Raw genomic sequence first — 21,400 nt, forward strand, 5'->3', positions numbered from 1 at the left:
CAATTAGTGCGGCGTGGGCGCAGAATCAGCGGTCAAAAACTGCTGCGACACTTGCAGAAATTTCCCGCGAAAATCTAGTGAGCGGTGGCGGCGCACTGTGGGCCAAGTTTTCTCAAAATGCTTGGCCAGAGCTTCCACCAAAAAGACCGAACGGTGCTGACCGCCCGTGCAACCAATCCCGACGGTGACATAGCTGCGGTGGTCTTTGGCCATCATTGGCAACCAACGCTCCAAAAACTGCTGAATATCTTGCTGCATCTGCTGAACCTCGGGGAGGTCGCGCAGGTAGTCCGCCACAGGCTGATCCATTCCGGTGAGGGGGCGCAAATCCTTTTCATAGTGCGGGTTGGGTAACATGCGCACATCAAAAACATAGTCCGAGTCTGCGGGCATGTTGTGCTTGAAGCCAAAGGACTGAAACATCAGAGTCATCTGCCCCTCAGGCGCTTCAATGACTTGCTTGATATAACTTTGCAGCTGGGCCGATTTGAGGTCGCTGGTGTCAATGACGATGGAACGCTCACGCAGGGGGTCCAGCAGTTCGCGCTCTTTTTCGATGTCCTGCTCTAGTGCTTGGCGTTCTGTGGCGATGGAGCCAGGAGAGAGTGGGTGGCGCCTGCGCGTTTCTGAAAAGCGGCGCACCAGCGTGCTGTTGCCTGCATCCAGAAAAATCATGCGCGGTATGAGGCCCTGCTTTTCAAGGCGCACCAGTTGCTCGGGCAATTGCGGCAGGCCTTGAGCGCTGCGCGCATCCATGGCGATGGCCACTTTTTCATCTTTGTGTGCGAGTTTGAGCTCCACAAAGGCTTGGAGCAACTCTGGCGGCAGATTGTCTACGCAGTAAAAGCCTGCGTCTTCCAATGCATGTAGCGCAATAGATTTGCCCGACCCGGACATGCCACTGATCAGAACAATCTCCATAGACATGATTTCACTCTCCTCTGATTTTGCTGGTGTTCTTGCGCGTGGTGGCGGGCTTGTTTGTTGTGTTTTTGGTGTTTGATGCGGGCGATTTTTTGTCGCCCAATAGCTCGCTTACCGACAATCTTGCCATGGTTAGCATTTCGCGGGCATGGGCCATTGTGGCTTCAGACAAATGTTCGCCTCCCAGCATGCGAGCCATTTCCACCTCGCGCTCGTCACCACTCAGCGGGTCTACGCTGCTAATAGTGGTGTTGGATTTGGGCCATTTGGTCACGCGGTAATGCTGATCGGCATATGCCGCCACCTGCGGTAAATGGGTCACGGCCAGTACTTGGCGCGAATGGCCGAGCGATCGCATGAGGCGGCCGACCGTCTCTGCGACAGCGCCGCCCACGCCTGAATCTACCTCGTCAAAAATCAGCGTACCGGCTTGGCCCAACTCGCTGGTAGTTACGGCAATCGCAAGCGATATACGGGACAACTCACCGCCTGATGCGACCTTGGCAATAGGCTTGGGCGTAGCGCCTGTGTGCCCGGCGACGAGGAAGGTGACGTTGTCGGTGCCTGCGGGCGCTGCTGATTGAGCTTGCTCTAGTTGCACCTCAAAGCGCCCGCCCTTCATGCCCAGCGTTTGCATGGACTGGGTAATGGCGCGGGACAGGCGCGGTGCGGCCAACGCGCGCTGCTGGGAGACCTGGCGCGCCTCGGCTTGATACAAGTGATGCGCAGCTTGCTCGGCACTGCGTAGGCCATCGACATCGACAGCGGCATCGAGCTGGCGCAGCTCCTGCTTCCAGCCATCAAGCAAGGCGGGCAGCTCTTCGGGCGTGCGTTTGTAGCGGCGTGCCAATTGAAGCCATAGAGAAAGGCGTTCGTCCAAATTTGCCAATTGCTCCGGATCTAAATCAGCGCGACGTAGATAGACTTGAAGTGAGTGCCTTGCATCGTGCAACTGGGCTACGCAGGAGCCGAGCACGTCGGCAATGTTCTGAAACTCAGGCTCCAGTTGCTCTTGATCTTGTAGCAGGTGGTAGGCTTTGCTTAAAGGGCTGGCGGCACCTGCATCATCATCCTCTAACAGTTGCAAGCTGGTTTGGGCGCAGTCCATCAAAGTCTGGGCGTGCGACAAGCGGGTGTGCTGGGCGTTGAGTTCATCCCACTCGTCAGCGCGCGGCGAGAGCTTATCTATCTCTGAAATTTGCCATTGCAGGCGTTCGCGTTCGCGCTGCAAATTGTCTTGCGCAGACAGGGCTTGCTCCAAAGCCTGATTAGTTTGGCGCCAGTCTTGCCACAGAATTTTGAGCTTGGCTGTGTCAATACTGCCGTAAGTGTCCAGCATGGCACGGGCCGAGTCGGGGCGGGTCAGGCTTTGCCAAGCATGCTGGCCGTGAATATCGATGAGTTGATCGCCCAGGTGGCGCAGCTGTGTAGCGGTGGCCGGGGAGCCATTAATCCATGCGCGGCTGCGGCCTTGGCTGTCGATCACACGGCGCAGCAGCAGATCAGTCTCTTGTGCAAAACCCGCTTCTTCAAGCCAAGGCAGTAGGCTGGGCGGGCAATCAAATTCAGCACAAATATCGGCTTGGTTGCAGCCTTCACGCACTACTTGCGCGTCAGCACGGGCGCCTAACACCAGTTGCAAGGCATCCAGCATGATGGATTTTCCGGCACCTGTTTCGCCGGTAAGTACCGTAAACCCGGCTTGCCAGTCCAAATCGAGAGACTGAACAATCACAAAATCTTGCAGGGCAATGCGCTTCAAAGCCATGATCAGGAACCCCCTTCGTTCCAGCCCAGTTTTTTGCGAAGGGTGGAGTAGTAATTCCAGCCCTTGGGGTGCAGAAAATGCACGCTGTGGTCGGCGCGGTTCACCAAAATTCGGTCGCCGTGCTGTAGAGATGCGAGCGACTGCATGTCAAAGTTTGCGCTAACCTCGCCTCGGCCGCCGACCACTTCGATCATGACTTCTTGTGTATCGGACAAAACAATCGGACGGTTAGAGAGGTTGTGTGGTGCTATTGGAGCCATCACCCAAGCAGGAATGGATGGATGCAGCATGGGGCCGCCGGCAGACAGCGCATAAGCAGTAGAGCCGGTGGGCGTGGCCACAATCAGACCATCGGCGCGCTGGTTGGAGACGAAATGCCCGCCCACTTCAACGCGCAACTCAACCATGCCAGAGGTGGAGCCACGGTTGACCACCACATCATTCATCGCCTGTGCCTCAAACACACATTGGCCATCGCGCATAACGCGCGCCTGCATCAGGGGGCGCGCATCTTCCTCATACTCGCCGTGAAGAATGGGCGTGATGGAGGCTTCAAAATCATCGAGTGCGATATCGGTCACAAAGCCAAGGCGGCCCTGATTAATGCCCACCAGCGGGGTGCCGTAGCGAGCTAGATGTCGGCAAACGCCGAGCATGGTGCCGTCGCCGCCCACGACTAAACCAAGGTCGCAATGCTTGCCTAGGCCGTCTACGTCCATACTTGGGTAGTCAGACAGACCTGCGTAAATAGCAGACTGCGTATCCAGAATCACCTCACAGCCTAGGCTGCGCACATAAGACGCAATACGCAAAAGTGCCTCGCTAGCAGCGTCGGATGGGGCGCCGGCGCTGGGTGTGTGGTACTTGCCAATCAAGGCAATATGGCGGAACGTGGATGTCATTTGGGAAATTACATCATTAAAATGAAATCATGCTCGACGAACGTGCCAAGTTATTGCTGAAAGCGCTGATTGAGCGTTACATCGCTGATGGTCAACCAGTTGGCTCGCGCACTCTTTCGCGTGCATCCGGGCTTGAATTGTCGCCTGCCACCATCCGCAATGTAATGTCCGATTTGGAGGAGATGGGGCTAATTATTAGCCCGCATACCTCCGCAGGTCGCGTGCCAACCGCCAGAGGGTACCGACTCTTTGTCGACACCATGCTGACGGTTGACCGCTCCAACCTCATCACGCCGGGGCTGATCCATGAGCAGCCGCAAAAAGTGATTGCGAACGCAGCCAATCTGCTGTCGAATCTCTCTCAGTTTGTGGGCGTGGTGATGGTGCCGCGGCGCAGCTCCGTCTTCAAACACATTGAATTTGTACGCCTGTCGCAGCGCCGCTTTCTGGTCATCATCGTCTCGCCCGAAGGCGATGTGCAGAACCGCGTGATCTTTACCGACGTGGATTACGAGTCTTCGCAATTGATCGAAGCTTCGAACTTTCTCAATCGCCATTACGCGGGCTTGACCATGGAAGAGGTCAGAGCCAAGCTGCAAACCGAAGTCGAACAATTGCAGGGCGAGGTTGCGAGTCTCATGCAAGCGGCGGTGAATGTGGGCTCTGAAGTGATGAGTCACCACGATCGCGAAGACGTGGTGATTGCAGGTGAGCGCAATTTACTATCTGTCAGTGATTTCTCTGGCGATATGGGCAACCTTCGCCGGGCGTTTGATTTGTTTGAGCAAAAAACGCAAATCCTGAGGCTGCTAGATTTCTCCAATCAGGCCGATGGCGTGCGAATTTATATCGGTGGCGAAAGCCAGACTGTGCCCTTTGAGGATCTATCCGTGGTGAGCGCTCCCTACGAACTGGACGGCAAGGTCGTAGGCACCCTAGGGGTGATCGGGCCCACGCGCATGCATTACGACAAGATGATCCAGATTGTCGACATCACTTCCAAATTGGTGAGTAATGCCCTGAGTCACAAGCGTTAGGCCCTACAATGGCAGAGTTTTTCTGGTGGCAGCTACAGCTGTTGTCAGTGTGTTGGGGCGTTAGCTCAGTTGGTTAGAGCAGAGGACTCATAATCCTTTGGTCCACGGTTCAAGTCCGTGACGCCCTACCAATACACATAAAGAAAGCCTGCTATCTAAAAAGTAGCAGGCTTTTTGTTTTTTTGGTCTTTGGAGACTTTTTAGAGACTTTGGCAAACCAGGGGCGGAGTGCGACGGCACGGGATGCGTAGCGCATTTTGTTAAATTTCACATACCAAAATCTAAAATATCAGGCTAGGTGAAGCCCGGGGTCTTAGCCCCCCGTGGTTCGTAAATTTAGCTAAGGGGCCCCCGCTTAATGTGGAGTGTGCTGGCGGTAGGCGCTGCACCAGCAAGGCAGCGCCAGCAGCAGTGGCAGTGGCAGTGGCAGTGGCAGTGGCAGGATGTACGATACCTGTCGTAACAACTGCGAGAACGCACCATGCAACAAGGTGAGAACACCATCCCGAGTAACGTTGGGGTATGCAGAAACTGTGAGGAAATTGGCGACGTGCGAACACAGGACTCGGGGAATGCTTATATCGAACTAGCCTTGTGGCTTTGCTTCCTAGTCCCGGGAATCATCTATTCAGCGTGGCGTCGTCGAAATAAAGTCCAGCTGTGCGGCGCTTGCGGTTCTAAAAATCTGGTCGCTGCACGAACGGCCGCAGGTCGAAAAATCATTGGAGAGCATATGCCCGCCTTCACCATTGGGCGCAATGCTGTAGCACAGCCGACCCCGGGCGAAAAGCCATCGAAGAGATTGGCCGCCTTGGTATTGGTTTTGGGTGTCGGCTTTACCCTGCTAGGCACTAGGTTTTGGGGTGGGGGGCTCTTCGGCGTGGTGGGATTGCTTGCCATCTTTTGTGGCATTGCTATGTTCTTCGTTAAACCAAAACCGGCGGCGCCAGTGGACGAGGCCGAACTGATTTCTCTAGGAAAATTAGACGAGTAGCGCCTTGAATTCCTCCAAGCATCTTTTGGAATTTTTTATCTTGCAAGGCTACTGGGTCAACATGTCCGATGCTGCTGGCGCTGGATATCGGCATTGCGGTGGTGGCTGGCGTTATTGAGTTGCGACAGCAGTTCGTGAAGTCCTAGAAGTCCGTGGTTTTCTCTCTCTACTTCCATACCTCCCCTACCCTCTAATTCAGTATTTTTTAGCAATTGGAAGAAAACCCAACAATTGAAAAAAGAAAGGTGAAAAGAGATGAGTGGAAAATCTCGGACTTCTAGGACTACACGGACTGCTGGCTAGGTATTTAGAAAATTTGATGGTGGGAATCGCGGACTTCACGGACTTTTTCGGATATGGCTCCTATCGCCGCGCAGTGCTGCGCGTAGGTGCCACTCTGTTGCCCGTACACGGCGCGATTTTTCCCGTCAATTTTCCAGCGTCCATCCGTGGTGCCGGGGTTTCGCACCGGCAAATAACCAGCCCGGCCTAGCCTGTGCTGCCATTGCCGACGCTTGGCGGGGCTGCGAAGTTCTTCCAACATCCTGCAATCTGCTTTTTCGATCAGGTCGTCAAGAGTCAGGACGATTGGGGAGCCCACGGCGGCAATCAGGTCGCGTAAGTCACCGTCCTCGGGCGCTTCGCCTGAAGACACCAGAGCCCAAAATGCCGGGGTCAATGGTGGCGGCGCTTTCGGGTTGAACGTCGCAAGTTCAACCCCTTGGAGATAGGCCACAGCGTGACCTAATCCCCCGGCCCCATACCAGCCCCACAGGTCTGCCCAATAGTCTCCAGTGAACATCTCTTTGTTTGCTTTGCTGGCGGCCACGTAATGCCGCCTATCGTCGGCAGGTAGATATATGGCATCCGTGGGGTGATTGCTGGTAAAGATGACCCCGCACTTATTTGGGATGGCGTACTCCTTACGGTGTTTCTCATCGACCATCAGCACCTCGGGTGGGGCGGCGATCAGAACCTTTGCTGCCTCATACAGGCCATGCCGGGTGATTTCGTCGCCAGTGTCGTGCGCCTCGTTAACCCGAATCACTTTGTTGCGGCGGTAGCCGTTGAATCGTGCGACAAGCTGCCCAGGCTTGATGTCTGCGAAATTCCAAGGACCTACACCGTGCACCAGGGGCTCAAGCATCGTGTCCTTGCCAATGCCTGGCGATCCGATCAGTACCAGGGCATGATTGCACTTACCAGCAGGCTGTTGGACGTGGTAGGCCATCCATTTGCACAGATGGTCGGCATCATCGGGGTAAATCGCGTGCAGGTGGTCCAGCCACTTGCTCGCCTGCCTTGCATTCCCATAAATGACTGCGGGCGGGCGGTACAGGTTGAACACCAGATTGCCGGGACTGGGTACTTCCCCCGCCTCCATGATGACCACGCCATCAGCCACTTCACCGGCACCGGGTAACCAGGAAATTTGATGCACGGGGCGGTGTTTCTCGATCCACTTGGACGGCTGGGTCCGTGCTTCCTTTTCGGTCCCGTCCTCGCTGCGGACCTTGCGTGTCGCCCACTTCACCGATGCGTCAACCGATTTTGCAGGCCACTGGTCCCGCGTTGTGCGGTCGATAAATAGGCCGGTAGGGGCGAAGTAAAAAAAGGCATCGCAGGAGCTGCGATCAATCGGCACGTTGGGGGCATCCACAAAGCCGTCGGCTGTTGATACCTTGCCACCGCAGGCATTTATGAAAGTGCCGATGGTTCGAGGGTTACGCCCCGTGGGTTTTGTTCTGGCCTGCCACTGCGCCGCGTTGTTGGTCGTGTCTCCTGGTAGTTGCGCGCTGGCGATTTCGAAAGCCTCGTGTAGGTCCTCTGCACGGCTAGGGTGCCAGAAAGCGGTATTACGAAGTGGCAGAAGAACGCAATCGCGCCAGCACTCTCCCTCGCTTGCATCGAGGCGTTCCAGCACGGTGCGACACCTCTCCAGCGTTATGCGCCCCGCAGCCTCGATAAGTAGGTCCCGCGTAAGGCTCAGAGGTTCAGCCTCGGTGCATTCGCACTCCGTGCTCTGCTTTTTTCTTGGGTCGATACTATCGCCCAGTGCTGCGGTGCTGGCATTTCGCAAGCATTCGTCAACATCAAGCGGCGCACCTTCAATAATGCGGCTTTCCGCTTGCGAAATTCGATCAGGCGGGCACGATGGTAGATAGAAAATCCGCGCGGGGTCTGTAGCCGATTCATCAAGGCACCCAGAGCAACGCAGCAACGCTGCAGCCTCGCGCGCTAGGATTTTTACTTCACTGGGTTGCACGGGGCGGGAGAGGGGTAGCACTAACCGATAGCGTGGTGTTTCGGGCTTGTGACTGTGCGAAGTTGCGGCTATACACCGCAGGCCCCACAGTGCAGCGGACTCTGCCACTTCCCGCACCGAAGGGGGTAGAGGGCCATCGCCTTTTTGTTCAATGTCCAGGGGGAGTAATGTCCACGGCGCTGCGCGTTCTGTGCGGCGCGGGCCAGGCTCAACGATGCCTGGCAACCAAGCGGGTCCGTCTTTTTTCTCGCGTGGTTCGTGCGATGTCAGCAGTTCAGCCAGAGGGTACCAATGCAGGGACTGCGATTCTGTGACGCCTCGCGCTTGGGCCGATGGCATACGCCCAATGGTGTAGAAAGTATCAACCATGGGTCACCGCCACAGCCGTTAAGGCGTATTCGCCGCCATCTTGACAATCTGCCACACGAGAGCCGAACTTGGGTTGAGCCGCCTTCCCTCCACCGTGGCGATGCGTGCCGCGGCAATATGGGCACCGGGCCGAATATAACCACGTGCCGTCCTTGGCGCGAGAAATTGATTCAATGATGCCTAGAGCGCGTGCACCCGCGGCCTGTGCGGTTGAGAACCGCACGAATACGGCGGCATGGTGGTTGTATGCAGCACTGCGAAAGCCTAGTGCCGGTTTTGTTATGGCTGCGGCACACTCCGCTGCAGCATCAAAGCTTGCCGGGATGGCAGAGTTGGGAATATCATGCATGCGTAAACTTTCTTTGGTGCCCGCCTGCAAGCGGGTATTTTTTTTGCGGGTCAGTTGTTTACACTGGGGCCTGCTCTCGTTGAAGTGCCTGGATGGCAGCGGCATCGTCGTGAAATTCACTCGAAAACGCCGAGCACCTCGCGTAACTTAGCAACTGGCCATGCCAGACGTCCGTTAACGTTCAGTGGCTTTATCGGGCCTTCACCCCGTGAAGCCCAGTGGCGCAGAGTCTGTGGCTCGCGTCCGAGGTAGAACGCAGCTTGCGCAGTACCAACGGCGGGTTGGTTTGTGTTCGATAGGAGTGGAAAACGGTCGGTGGGGTGCATGGGCAGTGCTCTGTGTTGATAACAGTGCCAGTCTGTACCGAACCAGGTGAAAGATCACTGCGGGTAAATTGCGCATTGAAATGAGTAGCCCTCAAACCCGCATGGTGCCTAGGTTTCTGCTGTTTTCTCAGATGTGAAAAACTCTTGACCGGGCGCGGCGTCCCAATGAGAAATGGCCTAAGCCTGCGGCCCGATTCCGCAGAAATTTCCAAAAAATAGCCATAAAAACAAAAGAAATCCCCGACAGTGCGGGGCATGGCTATGGGTGAAGATGATTTAAGCGGCGTGCGCCACACGCAGCGCAGCTGGCGCGGCCTTCGCGTCAAATTCAATCCCAGCTTGCTCCAATATCCATGCTTCGATGCGCTCATGGTGCACGCGCAGCAGGTCTAGCGGGCGCACTCGGTAATGCTTTTCAGCAGTTGCGCTTGGCTTGTGGCCTTGAATCTGTGCCACCACCCCGGCGGGTACTTCCAGCCACTCTGACAAGGTGCCAAAGCTCCGGCGCAGGCCATGCAGCGTAAGGCGATCAATGGCGGCCACCTTGCATGCCTTGTCGTGTGCGTGGTTGGGCTCAGTAAGTGGCGTGCTTTCATTGCGGCTACTGGCAAACACAAATTCATTGCGGCGGGGCAGGGCGGCCAGCAGGTGGTGAACGTAAGGCGTCAGGGGGATTACGCGCTCGCCTTCTACCTTGTCCCGGATGGTCAGGCCCCGCCATTGGGTGTTCAAGTCATCCCAACGCATTGTCAGCACTTCGCCCGGCCTTGCACCAGTCAGCAGCAGCGTTTGCAGGTAGGCGGCCACGGTTGGGTTGCCGATGTTGCGCACGGCTGCAAACCATACGGACAGTTGCTCTTTTAGCAATGAGTCGTCCTTGGCTTTGGCTTTGCCCAGAGCCTCGCGTGCCTTCCTTGTTTTAGCTGGGTTGGTGCTGGGCAGCACAAGCGCATATTGCGGCTTCTCTGCGCACCAGCCTAAAAATGCTTTCAGCAGACGCCACGCCAACCGGGCGGCGGTAGGGCGGGTCTGTGCTTCACGTGCTGCCCATGCCTCGATAGCGGGTGCAGTCAGGTCACGAAGCGCCAGCCCCAGCAGCGGGTGCAATGGTCCGGCAATAGTCACGCCACGGCCCCGGGTGCCGCGCTTTGAAGTCTTGCCACCGGCTCGGGTCAGGCGCTCATGGTCTTTGGTGTGCAGAGCCCCCCAATGCGGTGCACGGTCTGCAATGTAAGCGGCCCACACCTCGCCCACGGTAGCGGATTGAACGGCGGCGGCGGCAGCTTGCAAGGCTTTCGCTGCTGCTTGTTCGCGCTCTGCATCGCGTGGGTCGATACCGCGTTCTGCCATGCCGCGCAGTCGGTGGGCTTCTTCGCGCGCCTCGCCTAATGACACGGCTGGCCATGCTCCTAAAGAGCGTTTCAGAAGTTTGCCTTTTATGCGGGACTCGAAGCTCCAATGCTTTCCGACTGGCGTCACCCGAAGGCGCAACCCCGGTTTTTCAGCATCTTTTAACAAAACCTCAGATTCGCCTGGCGGGCAAGTTGCGCGCTCTAGTAAGCCATTGGTTAGGCTGTGAGCTACCCTGTAGTCGATAGATGAGTGTCGTGCGGGGCGGGCCATTCGATTTGAATTTAGAGACTTTTTGGAGACTAAATTATGGCATTTTCCGGCACAAAGATGAATATTGAAACGTTGAGTTGAAATGGTGGATTGTTGATTTTTAAGTGATATTCAACAAATATCGATAGTGTTGAATGCTGTATTGGTGGGACTCATAATCCTTTGGTCCACGGTTCAAGTCCGTGACGCCCTACCAGTATTCATAAGGAAAGCCTGCTATGTTTTGCGTAGCAGGCTTTTTCTGTTTCTGTTCCATGGAGCCACTGCGTATCCAGTGGTGCATAGTTTTGAATTGCAATTTAACCCGAGCGTAGCCTCGCTTTCTCGTTCATAGAAGTGCCGGATTCATGATTTAGCGTTTGGCGCTTCGTAATATGACTGGGCTTGTTCAGTCGGCGCTCGAACTATACGAGCATGCTTGGCCGGTATTCAGCCTCAGCACGTTGTACAGGCGGCGGTTGAGTTTGGATGTTCAAGTCGCTTATAGATGCAGTTAAGCAGGACTGCATCTGCTGATGAACTCTACCGGCATCAACTTCTTGGGCGAATACGACTGGAAGTGCAAAAAATATGGATCTGAACGCCGCCAATGGCGCTAACTGCGCATCGGCATAAATGCCCAAACCTTGCAGATTCGAGCGATGGTTGTGACGTCCCGCAATGTGAGCGATGTATCGGTTATTCCTAGCTTTAAGGTGCTGCCGTTGTGTTTCGCAATGCGGCTTTAGCCGCATGCAGGCGATTTTGGCGAACGATATGGAAAGTCTGCAGCAGCACCACTGCGGACGTTTGGTGCAAACCAAGGTGCACTGCATCAAGCGACTCGGTGATCGCGCCATGTCTCGAACCGTTGAGCGCCAAGTCAACGAGCTGCATATCCGTCCACCCATATTGAATCGATTCACTGAACTGGGCCGTCCTCAGACGGAAGTCGGGCATAGCCACGGCTAGGGTTCAGGTAGCTGACCTTAAGCAGGATTTGTACAAGAGCGTCTAACCCTACAGAAAGTAACAAACCGTTAGTCAACAATCAGCTCTGAGATGGTGAATGCGCATTCGCTTTGCGAAGGCGCTTTTTTTTCATCAACAACCCGCGCTGAAATTTTTGGCTATCTGTCGTCACTCAGGGGTAAGGCACTTGCTGGAGCACCTGCTTTTGCTGACTTGTTATCAGGACAATAACTATGAACCGGATTTTTCACTCTGTCTGGAACGCTGCTGTGGGATGTTGGGTGGCGGCGCCTGAGACGGCCAAATGTTCACACAAAAAAACTGTAGCTTCAGCCGCAGCGTCATGGGCCGGGTTGTCATGGTTGTGCCTTTCACCGGTCGCATGGGCCGGGTGTTCAGCAGAGAATGCTACGACTGGCATGCGGGCAAACGCCGGTTCCACATGTACAGCCACTCTCAATGACTACAACGGGAATTATGACGTTCAGGCAACAATACCGCCACCACTATTAAATGGTGAGCAGGCTGGGGGCGGGATGCTGGAGGCGACTGCAGGCGCCACGTTGAATATGCGCACTGGGACAGTTAAGGTGAGCAACGGTACGGGCTTGGCTCTTTATGCAATGGGGGCAGGCAGCCGGATCGATGGCAGCAATACAGATGCTGTGGTCGTGATCAGAAATAATGTTAATAGAAATGCCATCCTCGCGCAGCGCGGAGCCTCTATTGTTTTGAATTCCGTCAACGCAACTACCATTGGAACTAATTCCTACGGGTTGCAAACGCGTTCTTTGGGAAGGATTGTTGTTTCGGGTGAAGTCATAGTGCACACAACTGGCGCAACTGGGTTGGGCATTGTGGCTGGCAGTAACTCACAGGTTGAGCAGGGGTTCGTAACTGTGGGCAGTGCCATTATCACAACCACCGGTAATTCTGGCATGGGGCTGTATGCAACTTCAGGTGGCATTTTGACGGTCAATCGGGACACTGTTGTTACAACCAGTGGGCAAGATTCGTACGGTGTCGTCTCTGATAGCCCGAATCTGGGTGCTGTAGTTGGCTCCAAAGTGCAAGCCGCTGCTACTTTGGTCGATCTTCAAGGAAAGACCACTGTCAAAACCACGGGCACAGGCAGTCATGGTTTGCTGGTGCGCACTGTTGATGTCCGTGCCAATGGAACTTCGGGTGCCAATCTCGCCAATACATTAAAAATCTCGAATGTAGTTGTTAACACTTCAGGTACGGGCGCTAATGGCATCGATGTCGCTAATACCACCAAACTGAGTAACACCTTGGAGCTGAATGGTTCTGTCAATTTGACGACCACTGGGTTGGGTTCAGCAGGCATTCATGCAAAGGAAAAGCTGGCCAATGATGTCGTCATTCGTGCTGGCAGCACGATCAACACCAGTAACACCAATTCCCATGGCCTGTTCTTGGAGGGTGGCAGTGTCAGCAAGTGGAGCACTCTGGCAGGCAGCTCAATAGTGACAACAGGGACCGGTTCTCGGGGCGTATATGTCAATCTGTCTACAAGCAGTGACCCCGCCGAGAAAGGAAATGTCAATCTGGATTTGGCCGGTGCCATCGCCACCACAGGGACGAATGCTCAGGGTGTGGAAGTCAACACACCAACGGGTGCGGTGAATTTAAAGATAGCTGGCAACACAGCTGTAACCGGGGCTGGCAGCCATGGTGTGCTGTTGAATGCGGCATCTGCGGATGTGGAACATACAGGGCAGTTGAATGCAGCAGCTGGAGATGGCATGCGCTTTGCACTGAGTGGTAACAACGGCTTCCAATCATTAGTGAAGAATGCAGGGTTCATTACTGCATCCCAAAGTGGCATGGTCACCACGTTGGTGGCAACGAATACTCAGGGTTTGCATTTGAGTAACACTGGCAGTGTGAAGGCGGCAGTTGGGGTTGAGGTCGAAAGCCAAAGCAGCGGGGCTGTCGAGGTTGAAAACACTGGCAGCATCACCGCTAACACCACCGGCATGAACCTGCAGGCCAGCGGCACAGGCACTTTCGATGTGAAGAACTTGGGTCAGGTAATGTCCGATGGTGTCGGGATTGCTGGGGCAGTAGCCGCCACCAGTCAGATGCATGTGGTCAATGATGGCAAGCTGCTTGCGCAGTCTGTCGGACTGAATAAGCTGGGCCCTGGCGTTTTGCAAATGACAAATTCCGGTGACTTCCGGGCACCTGTTGTTTTGCAAGCTACGGCCGGTCAGGCTGATGTGAGCAACACCTTGAGCGGGTATATGCAAGGGGGGGCAAATACATATGCTGGTGCAACCCTGAATCTGAACAATACAGGTACGTGGCTGGTGACCGGCGACTCATTGCTCAGTAATGTGCGCAATGCAGGGCGCGTGATTTTTGAGGCACCGGCTGCTAACGCCTTCAAGCAAATTACGGTGGATAGCTTCACAGGAGTGATGGGGGGCAGCCTGGCCATGAACACACATCTGGATGACGACAGCTCCCCAAGCGACCGGTTGGTGGTAAATAAAGGAGTAGTCACTGGTACCAATGCGATTATGGTGACGAATGCGGGAGGTGCGGGCGCAGCTACTACGGGCAAAGGCATTTTGGTGGTCGACGCACAAAATGGGGCAAGCACTGCGCCTAGCGCGTTCCAGCTAGGAGGGCCTGTTTTTGCTGGTGCTTATGATTACAGCTTGGTTCGTAATAGCAATGAAAGCTGGTACTTGACGTCAAGGTTACCTGCTCCAACTCCAACTCCAACTCCAACTCCAACTCCAACTCCAACTCCAACTCCAACTCCAACTCCAACTCCAACTCCAACTCCAACTCCAACTCCAACTCCAACTCCAACTCCAACTCCAACTCCAACTCCAACTCCAACTCCACCTCAACCTCAACCTCCACCTCCGGGTCCAGTTCCAGTGGAGCCTCAGCCGGCACCAAACTATCGGCAAGAAGTTTCTCTACACGCAGCGGTCCCAGCCTTACTACTTCAGCATCACGCTTTAGCTATGGATAGCTTTCATGAGCGAACAGGCAGCTCGGGCCTTAAGCCGCAATCGCGCATGTGGGCGAGAGTATTGGGCCGTCACGGCCATCGCTACAGTGCGGCAGGCATATATGGCTCCAGAGGTCCGAACGTTGATTATCAGAGCTATGCGTTGCAACTCGGCGCCCATCTCATGGATCAGTGGTCTGCCGATGGTTCAAAAACACAAGGCGGTGTTTACGTCACAAGTACCAACACTGAAGGCGATGTAGTCCATGCGCAGGGCTGGCGCGCAGGCTCGGTCAATGTGCAATCTTTAGCGCTTGGTGGCTATTGGTCGCTGCAGAGCAACAATGGCAGCTACGTTGACGTAGTGGCGCAGGGCATGCAGGACCGCGTGAAAGCCACATCTACTCGTGTCCCGACTGCTAAAACGCAGGGTAATAGTTGGGCTGCCTCGGTCGAGGCTGGACATGCATTCGAGATGGAGCGCGGCTGGATGATTGAACCGCAGGTTCAGCTGCGCTGGATGACCGGGAAGCTGGACAGATCCACCGATCTGGCAGGCCAATTTACCTACGACAGGCATGATTCGCTGCGCTCCCGTGTGGGGGTGAGATTGCGTCATGACGGTGAGCGTATGTCTGGTTGGATACGGTTGGACCTGGGGCAAGAATTTCGGGGTAGAACCACTATGGAAGCTGCGGGTTTGAACGGCCGCAATGGTGTGATGTTTGAGAACAGTATGCGCGGCCGTGATGTGACCTTGACGGCAGGCTTGGAAGCACGGCCCTCAGTTCATTGGACGTTGTTTGGCAATGCCATGTATCAACGCTCTATAAATGGCGGTGAGGCTAGGGCGTGGGCAGCGAAAGCGGGGGCCAAATTCAGTTGGTAATGGGTCTCTGACAGTCAAGCGAGCGATCTTCATTTGTGTGGAGTGACCTTGGGTTGAATGGCATTAATGCGGGCTCCACTTCGTTGCAACAGAGCCGCTTGGCAGTAGACATCGCACATCTAGAAATAGTACGGAAAATCGATTGCACATACACTGTATGGATGAACAGTTGTTTTGTGATTCCAGGCATGCCCGCCGCTCTTAGTGCATTGCCTCTTGAGCTGGCTTTGGCAGATTGCAGCGTGCGTGCAGGGTTCCCGTCGCCCGCCGAGGATTTTTCAGGCAAGAGGCTGGATATAGGCGAGCTGCTTGTTGAGCATCCACAAGCCACATTTCTGCTGCGTGTGGCCGGGCCATCAATGCGCGAGTACGGTATTGATGATGGCGATCTGATTGTTGTCGATCGCGCATTACGCGCTCGCCATGGCAGCATCGTTGTAGCTATTGTCGATAGTGAGTTCACGGTAAAGGCTTTGCACAACGCCGATGGTGTTTTCAAGCTCAGGGCAGGCAACCCCACATACCCTGACATCGTTCCCAAAGAAAATCAGGAGCTGCAAATTTGGGGCGTAGTCAAATCTTGCATCAAGCGCTTTGCTTGAGTTTGTATGTTCGCGCTCATTGATGGAAACAACTTCTACGTCAGCTGTGAAAGGGCTTTCAGGCCTTCCTTGCAGGGCATGCCTGTTGTCGTTTTGAGCAATAACGATGGGTGCGCCATTTCACGCTCCGACGAGGCTAAGGCCTTGGGCGTCAAGATGGGGCAGCCATTTTTTCAATTGCACGATCTGGTTGAGCACAAGGGCCTAGTCTGCCTCTCGGCGAATTTTGAGCTTTACGGAGACATCAGCGATCGCATGATGTCGCTGGCTGCTGGCCTAGGGCCCATGCAGGAGATCTACAGCATCGATGAATCATTTATCGGGGATCTGGATGGCGTACGCGATCTGACCCGGCGCGCCTTTGCCATACGATCACGAATTTTGAACTGGACAGGGATTCCCGCCTGTGTGGGCCTAGCGCCCACCAAAACTTTGGCCAAGCTCTGCAACCATGTTGCCAAAGACGCTGAGCGCAAACCGGGCAGTTACCCGCCCGAGCTGCAGCGGGTCTGTAATTGGGTCGATCTGTCAGACCAGCAGCGCACAGAAATTCTCGGTCGCACTGCTGCTGGCGAGATCTGGGGTGTAGGTCGGCGTATTTCCATACAACTGGCTGAGCAAGGCATATTGACCGCGCTGGATCTGGCCAGGATGCCGGCCCATGCCGCGCGTGAAGGCTGGAGCATAGTTCTGGAGCGCACAGTGCGCGAGCTGCAGGGCCTGAGCTGCATACCGATGGAGCTTGCCCCTCCACCCAAGAAACAGATCGCTTGCACTCGAAGCTTTGGCAGTCCCATCACCACGTTGCCTCACCTCACAGAGGCAGTGAGCGAATTTGCAACCAGAGCGACTGAGAAACTGCGCGCCAGCGGCATGCATACAGGTGGTGTACTTGTTTTCGCGCATACGTCACCCTTCAGCGCTGGCCGCAGGTTTAACAAGTCAGCAGTAGTTCAGCTACATCCGCACACCTGCGACACCAAAGCTTTAGTGAGTGCAGCTGTGCGCGGATTGCGACAGATATATGAGCCGGGCTACCAACTCTCCAAGGCCGGTGTAATGCTGCTGGACTTGTGCCCCGTGACTGAGCAGCAAGGCGAATTGCTTTTTGAGGGACCGTGCCGAGATCAAAGCAAGTTAATGGAAGTGATGGACCGCGTAAATAAGCGCTTTGGCAAGGGCACAGTGCATGTGGCCAGCACAGGTGTGCCCGAGCACGATGAAAGCGGCTGGCGCATGAAGCAGGAGCATAGGACGCCGCGCTACACCACCAAAATTGATGAGATCCCCATTGCTAGAGCTTAGGTTGAGCTGCTTTTAAACAAAAAATCGCCGCTTAGTGCCGCCGCCAATGGCGCAAACTGCACATCAGCATAGATGCCCAGACTTGGCAGATTCGGGTGATCGTTGCGACACCTGAATCGACCAGTTTTTTGTAGATAGTTCACAGCCTCCTATTTCCGTTCAAATAGGAGTCCATATGAACGCACAACGCTACCCAGAAGAATTCAGGATTGAGGCCGTCAAGCAAATCTTGGAACACGGCCACAGCGCAGCCGACGTCTCACGCCGTTTAGGCGTGAGCACGCATAGTCTGTATAAGTGGATTCGACTGCAGCAAATCCCCGCAGCTCAGCGGCAGGAGCAAGTCAGTCAAAGCGAAGAATTACGCCGTATCAAATCAGAACTCAAAAGGGTCACCGAGGAGCGTGACATCCTAAAAAAAGCGGCGGCGTACTTCGCTCGCCAGTGCGACTGAAGTACGCCTTCATTGCCAAGCACCAGTTGATTTACAGCGTTGTGCGCATGTGCCGGGTGCTGCAATTGCACCCCAGTGGTTACTACGCTTGGAGGGTTCGGCCGCTCAGTCAACGTGCGGCCGATGACCAGCGTCTATTGGGCCTTCTAAAGCAGGCATGGCTAGAAAGCGGTGGCGTATATGGCTATCGCAAGTTGACATTGGACATGCGTGACTTAGGCGAGACCTGCAGCAGGCACCGGGTAGCAAGACAGCTGCGCTGTGAGGGGTTAAAGGCTCAGCGAGGCTACGGACGACGCCCTCGTGTGCGAGGAGGTGCTCCAGCAGTCGTGGCTCCCAACTTACTATCGCAGCAGTTCACCGTGCATGCTCCGAACAAAGTCTGGGTGACTGATATAACCTATATCAGCACTCATGAGGGGTGGCTGTACCTGGCAACGGTAATTGACCTGTTCTCACGCCAAGTTGTTGGCTGGGCAACAGGTAGCCGCATTGATACCCAGCTGCCCTTGGATGCATTGCATATGGCGCTCTGGCGTAGAAGACCATGCAATACCGTGACCGTGCACTCTGACCAAGGCTGCCAATTTACAAGCCATGAATGGCAGCGCTTCCTTGCTAGCCACAACCTGCAATCGAGTATGAGCAGGCGAGGAAACTGTCACGACAACGCAGTTGCTGAAAGCTTCTTTCAGTTGCTTAAGCGGGAGCGCATCCGCAGAAAAACCTATCCTACGAGGCAAGAGGCGCACAGCGATGTCTTCAGCTACATCGAAATGTTCTACAACCCCATTCGCAGACATTCGTCTGCTGATGGTCTGTCTCCAATAGAGTTTGAGAGACGTAATTCCGTGAGGCTGGCAGCTATCTAAGAAAAGCTGGTCGATTCACCAGTTCAAGTCCGTGATGCCCTGCCAAATCTGCATCAAGCCTGTCATCTTTTCGGTGGCAGCCTTTTTCTTTACCGAATCGGTAAAAAATTACTGATTTGGTCTGAGAGGCATTTTTCCGCTGCTACAATTCATCCATGATGCGGCTGTAGCTCAGTTGGATAGAGTACTTGGCTACGAACCAAGGGGTCGTGGGTTCAATTCCTGCCAGCCGCACCAAAAAACGTTTAGCCTCAGAACTGAAAAGTTCTGAGGCTTTTTCGTGTCTAGAGTTCTACTTCAGGCTTTTGGGATGTACAGGGTGAAAGTACTTCCATCACCTAAGCGGCTGCTGATTTGCAGGCTGCCGCCATGGCGCTGCGCCACGGTGCGGGTAAAGGCAAGGCCCAGCCCTACGCCGTCCATGCCTTCATGCTGCTTTAGACGCTCGAATGGCTGGCTGAGCTTGGCCAGTGATGCTTCATCCATGCCGGGGCCGTGATCGCGCACGGAAATCCCCCAGCTTTGAGCGTCCTCCACAATCCGGCACTCGACCGCAGCGCTTTGGGCGCTGTCTTGTGGTTTGCCGTATTTGATGGCATTGGTTAGCAAATTGATGATGGCGCGGTGCAGCAGGCCGGGGTCGCCGAGTACGTTGGCTTCAGTCTCAGGCAGCTCAAACATGAGCTGTACGTTTTGCTGCTGGGCCTGTGTCCAGCAGTCTGATATGGCTTGGTCAGCAAGCAGACCAAGCTCTAGCCGTTCATTGCGGTAGTTTTGTTCCTGAGCTCTTGCCAAATGCACAAAGTCATCGGCTAGCTTCAGTGATGACTGGGCATAGCTTTCAATGCGGGCAAACAAGACATCTTCAGAATCGATGCGCTTGTGGGTGCGCTGCATTTCTAGCAGCGTAATGATGGAGCCGACAGGTGCGCGGATGTCGTGCGAGATGAACTGCATGGCCTGATCTCGCTGGGCCTGCGCGCTGCGCAGGTCGCTGATATCGATGAGGGTCAGCAGCCAGCCTGAGGTCGGTGGTGCTTCAAATGCTTGACTGAGCAGCATGAGATAGCGCCCCTGCGTATCACGGCCTTCGCTTTGCCGGGGGAGCGTGGCTTGCTGCAGTGCATTGCGACTGAGTAAGGGTGAGCTGCCTGAGGGTAGGGTAGTCGCACTGGCAGAACGGTAGTCGTGGCTGGTGGCGTTGTGCAGGCCGGCAAGCAGAACAATCAAGTCATCGCCTTGCTTGAGGCTGCTTCCCAGACTTTCGACGTAGCGATAGGCGGATGTATTGGCTAACAGTACGCGACCGCCGCGGTCGCAGACAAAGGTGGCCGATGGCAGTTGGCGCAGGCTTTCGCTCACAAAATGGTGCAGAGCACGCAACTGGCGCGAGGCTTGTTCCACGGCTGCAATGCGCTGGTCTAGTGCATCGCCTTTGAGGGCGTTGGTGCTCAGCGTTGGCAAGCCTTGGCCTTGAAGATCTTGCAACTCAAGGACTAGAAAGCGTGTGGCGGCGCGCAAGCGCAGCCAGCTCCACAAGGGGTATGCGAGTGAAAGGCCGAGAAGGGCTGCAGCCGGTGCCGTTTGAACATGCCCCCATCGTGGGGCCAGTCCAGCGATGAGGAGGCTGAGCAGCGCCAGCAATGCGCTTGCAATCAGTCCACCAGAGGGGCCAAACCAGGCGAGTGCCAGAAGGCCCAGCAAGACGGCTAGCAGATTGAGCGCGCGGTTGAGGGTGGTGGACGCGGCTTGCAAATGCGTATCGAGCAAGATGCCGTTGAGCACATGGCCCAGCATTTCCACGTTGGAGATCAGCCGCGCATCAAAGCCAATGGGGGCGGTGAATTTTTCGCCCAACCCGGTGGCCGTGGTGCCAATCAACACGTATTTGCCGCGAAATGCTGCGGGTGGAATGCTGCCGCGCAGAACGTCAATATAGGAATAGGTGGTGAAAGGGGACCAATGGCTTTGCTGCTTGTCTTGCGCTGCTTTGGCAAAAGCGATTAACTGGGGTTGCAGGCTTTGCCAGCCCGCAATAGGTGTGGAGTAATTAGGGGATAGGGTCGATTGATTGGGCTTGCAGGCTTGGCCGGTTTCGCCTACGCAATGCAGGCTGAGCGCCATATGCCACCAAAGCTGGTTGTGCTTGCCTTCTTGCGTGTAAAAGCGGCGCACCAAGCCATCCGCATCCACAGGCATTTGTGTGTGACCTAGGGCCGCAGCCACACTGGAAAAACTTTGCAAAGAAGGTGTGGCATCGCCTTGAGCATCACGGGTGATGGGTAAGACGGTGTTGCCGCTTTTTTGCAAAGAGCGTTGCAGTAGCAAGTCGTCGCCGGGGTAGTCCAAGTCCTCTTCGCTAAAGACGATGTCAACACCAATAGCACGGGGCTGGCCTTGTTGAATGCGCTCCAGTGCGCCAGCGTGCAAGGCGCGGCGCCAAGGCCAGCGGCCAATGCTGTCAATGCTGTCGTCATCAATAGCGACAATGACGATATCGGCCGATGCGGGGCGCTGGTGCAACCAAGCTGAGGTGTCTTGAATGATACCGTTGACGCGCACCAATTGGTTGCTGCCGCTGAACCAATAGGTCAGGCCCAGCAAAAAGGCGCTGAGCAGCAGCCAGCTCAGGCGCAGGTTTTGCAGACGACTTGGACGGTTGAGCGATGCTTCAGTCATGCAGAGTGTGCGTTGAAGCAGTTATAAAACCATAGCTAGTAGTCTTTGTAATTCCACGGTTTAAGGCATAAAACCTATGAAGTCCCATTGAATTATTG

General features: G+C 55.2%; 13 protein-coding genes, 2 tRNA genes and 1 pseudogene. 9 read left to right on the plus strand and 7 right to left on the minus strand.

Going from position 1 to position 21,400, the window contains the following annotated elements; genetic code table 11:
• Positions 1-3 precede the first annotated feature (3 nt).
• Genes rapZ through KUF54_RS01430 form a run of 3 tightly spaced genes read right to left on the minus strand, consistent with a single transcriptional unit; the run spans position 4 to position 3,594 of the window.
• Positions 4-927: an RNase adapter RapZ gene (gene rapZ / locus KUF54_RS01420; protein WP_219344582.1), complete on the minus strand. Its 924-nt coding sequence runs from the start codon at positions 925-927 to the stop codon at positions 4-6.
• Positions 928-931: 4 nt separating this feature from the next.
• Positions 932-2,692, minus strand: a complete 1,761-nt coding sequence (recN, locus tag KUF54_RS01425; protein ID WP_219344584.1) for a DNA repair protein RecN — start codon at positions 2,690-2,692, stop codon at positions 932-934.
• A gap of 2 nt (positions 2,693-2,694) precedes the next feature.
• Positions 2,695-3,594, minus strand: a complete 900-nt coding sequence (locus KUF54_RS01430) for an NAD kinase (RefSeq protein WP_219344586.1) — start codon at positions 3,592-3,594, stop codon at positions 2,695-2,697.
• A 29-nt stretch (positions 3,595-3,623) separates the two neighbouring features.
• On the opposite strand from KUF54_RS01430, the gene hrcA reads away from it, so the two are divergent.
• The 3 genes from hrcA (at position 3,624) to KUF54_RS01445 (ending at position 5,625) form a co-directional block, all read left to right on the plus strand.
• Entirely contained in the window at positions 3,624-4,631 is a 1,008-nt protein-coding gene (gene hrcA, locus KUF54_RS01435) for a heat-inducible transcriptional repressor HrcA (RefSeq protein ID WP_219344588.1), read from the plus strand.
• Between the two features lie 54 nt (positions 4,632-4,685).
• Positions 4,686-4,762, plus strand: a tRNA-Ile gene (locus tag KUF54_RS01440).
• Positions 4,763-5,112: 350 nt separating this feature from the next.
• A complete protein-coding gene (locus KUF54_RS01445) occupies positions 5,113-5,625 on the plus strand; it encodes a hypothetical protein (RefSeq protein ID WP_219344590.1) in 513 nt (170 codons plus the stop codon).
• Positions 5,626-5,932: 307 nt separating this feature from the next.
• On the opposite strand, the gene KUF54_RS01450 is transcribed toward KUF54_RS01445, so the two are convergent.
• From KUF54_RS01450 to KUF54_RS01460, 3 genes are all read right to left on the minus strand, one after another.
• Positions 5,933-7,549 (minus strand): primase-helicase family protein, encoded by a 1,617-nt coding sequence (locus tag KUF54_RS01450; RefSeq protein ID WP_219344592.1) that lies wholly within the window; start codon positions 7,547-7,549, stop codon positions 5,933-5,935.
• Between the two features lie 703 nt (positions 7,550-8,252).
• Entirely contained in the window at positions 8,253-8,609 is a 357-nt protein-coding gene (locus KUF54_RS01455; RefSeq protein WP_219344595.1) for a hypothetical protein, read from the minus strand.
• Positions 8,610-9,211: 602 nt separating this feature from the next.
• A complete protein-coding gene (locus KUF54_RS01460; protein ID WP_219344597.1) occupies positions 9,212-10,558 on the minus strand; it encodes an integrase family protein in 1,347 nt (448 codons plus the stop codon).
• A gap of 359 nt (positions 10,559-10,917) precedes the next feature.
• On the opposite strand from KUF54_RS01460, the pseudogene KUF54_RS17340 reads away from it, so the two are divergent.
• The 6 genes and pseudogenes from KUF54_RS17340 to KUF54_RS01495 form a co-directional block, all read left to right on the plus strand.
• Positions 10,918-11,509: pseudogene (locus KUF54_RS17340) on the plus strand (transposase); the annotation flags it as partial.
• Positions 11,510-11,742: 233 nt separating this feature from the next.
• A complete protein-coding gene (locus KUF54_RS01475; RefSeq protein WP_219344603.1) occupies positions 11,743-15,390 on the plus strand; it encodes an autotransporter outer membrane beta-barrel domain-containing protein in 3,648 nt (1,215 codons plus the stop codon).
• A 188-nt stretch (positions 15,391-15,578) separates the two neighbouring features.
• On the plus strand, positions 15,579-15,992 hold the full coding sequence (locus KUF54_RS01480) for a LexA family transcriptional regulator (RefSeq protein ID WP_219346222.1): 414 nt from the start codon (positions 15,579-15,581) through the stop codon (positions 15,990-15,992).
• Positions 15,993-15,998: 6 nt separating this feature from the next.
• Complete coding sequence (locus KUF54_RS01485; protein ID WP_219344605.1) at positions 15,999-17,297, plus strand: Y-family DNA polymerase; 1,299 nt, start codon at positions 15,999-16,001, stop codon at positions 17,295-17,297.
• A 175-nt stretch (positions 17,298-17,472) separates the two neighbouring features.
• A protein-coding gene (locus KUF54_RS01490) for an IS3 family transposase (RefSeq protein ID WP_219342576.1) occupies positions 17,473-18,623 on the plus strand; the annotation gives its coding sequence in 2 pieces (ribosomal slippage) (positions 17,473-17,722 and positions 17,722-18,623; 1,152 coding nt in all).
• Between the two features lie 160 nt (positions 18,624-18,783).
• Positions 18,784-18,860 (plus strand) — tRNA-Arg (locus KUF54_RS01495).
• A 60-nt stretch (positions 18,861-18,920) separates the two neighbouring features.
• Here the strand turns inward: KUF54_RS01495 and KUF54_RS01500 are convergent.
• The gene (locus KUF54_RS01500) at positions 18,921-21,302 is read right to left on the minus strand and encodes a CHASE2 domain-containing protein (RefSeq protein ID WP_219344607.1); all 2,382 of its coding nucleotides are present in this window, start codon (positions 21,300-21,302) and stop codon (positions 18,921-18,923) included.
• Positions 21,303-21,400: the final 98 nt, after the last annotated feature.

Origin of the sequence: Comamonas sp. Y33R10-2 (assembly GCF_019355935.1) — a bacterium.
Lineage (GTDB): Bacteria > Pseudomonadota > Gammaproteobacteria > Burkholderiales > Burkholderiaceae_C > Comamonas.

What these genes read in the sequence shown, in the direction of transcription:
- rapZ (WP_219344582.1), bottom strand. Translation starts at nt 927, where the DNA reads ATGTCTATGGAGATTGTTCTGATCAGTGGCATGTCCGGGTCGGGCAAA.
- recN (WP_219344584.1), bottom strand. Translation starts at nt 2,692, where the DNA reads ATGGCTTTGAAGCGCATTGCCCTGCAAGATTTTGTGATTGTTCAGTCT.
- KUF54_RS01430 (WP_219344586.1), bottom strand. Translation starts at nt 3,594, where the DNA reads ATGACATCCACGTTCCGCCATATTGCCTTGATTGGCAAGTACCACACA.
- hrcA (WP_219344588.1), top strand. Translation starts at nt 3,624, where the DNA reads ATGCTCGACGAACGTGCCAAGTTATTGCTGAAAGCGCTGATTGAGCGT.
- KUF54_RS01445 (WP_219344590.1), top strand. Translation starts at nt 5,113, where the DNA reads ATGCAACAAGGTGAGAACACCATCCCGAGTAACGTTGGGGTATGCAGA.
- KUF54_RS01455 (WP_219344595.1), bottom strand. Translation starts at nt 8,609, where the DNA reads ATGCATGATATTCCCAACTCTGCCATCCCGGCAAGCTTTGATGCTGCA.
- KUF54_RS01460 (WP_219344597.1), bottom strand. Translation starts at nt 10,558, where the DNA reads ATGGCCCGCCCCGCACGACACTCATCTATCGACTACAGGGTAGCTCAC.
- KUF54_RS01475 (WP_219344603.1), top strand. Translation starts at nt 11,743, where the DNA reads ATGAACCGGATTTTTCACTCTGTCTGGAACGCTGCTGTGGGATGTTGG.
- KUF54_RS01480 (WP_219346222.1), top strand. Translation starts at nt 15,579, where the DNA reads ATGCCCGCCGCTCTTAGTGCATTGCCTCTTGAGCTGGCTTTGGCAGAT.
- KUF54_RS01485 (WP_219344605.1), top strand. Translation starts at nt 15,999, where the DNA reads ATGTTCGCGCTCATTGATGGAAACAACTTCTACGTCAGCTGTGAAAGG.
- KUF54_RS01500 (WP_219344607.1), bottom strand. Translation starts at nt 21,302, where the DNA reads ATGACTGAAGCATCGCTCAACCGTCCAAGTCGTCTGCAAAACCTGCGC.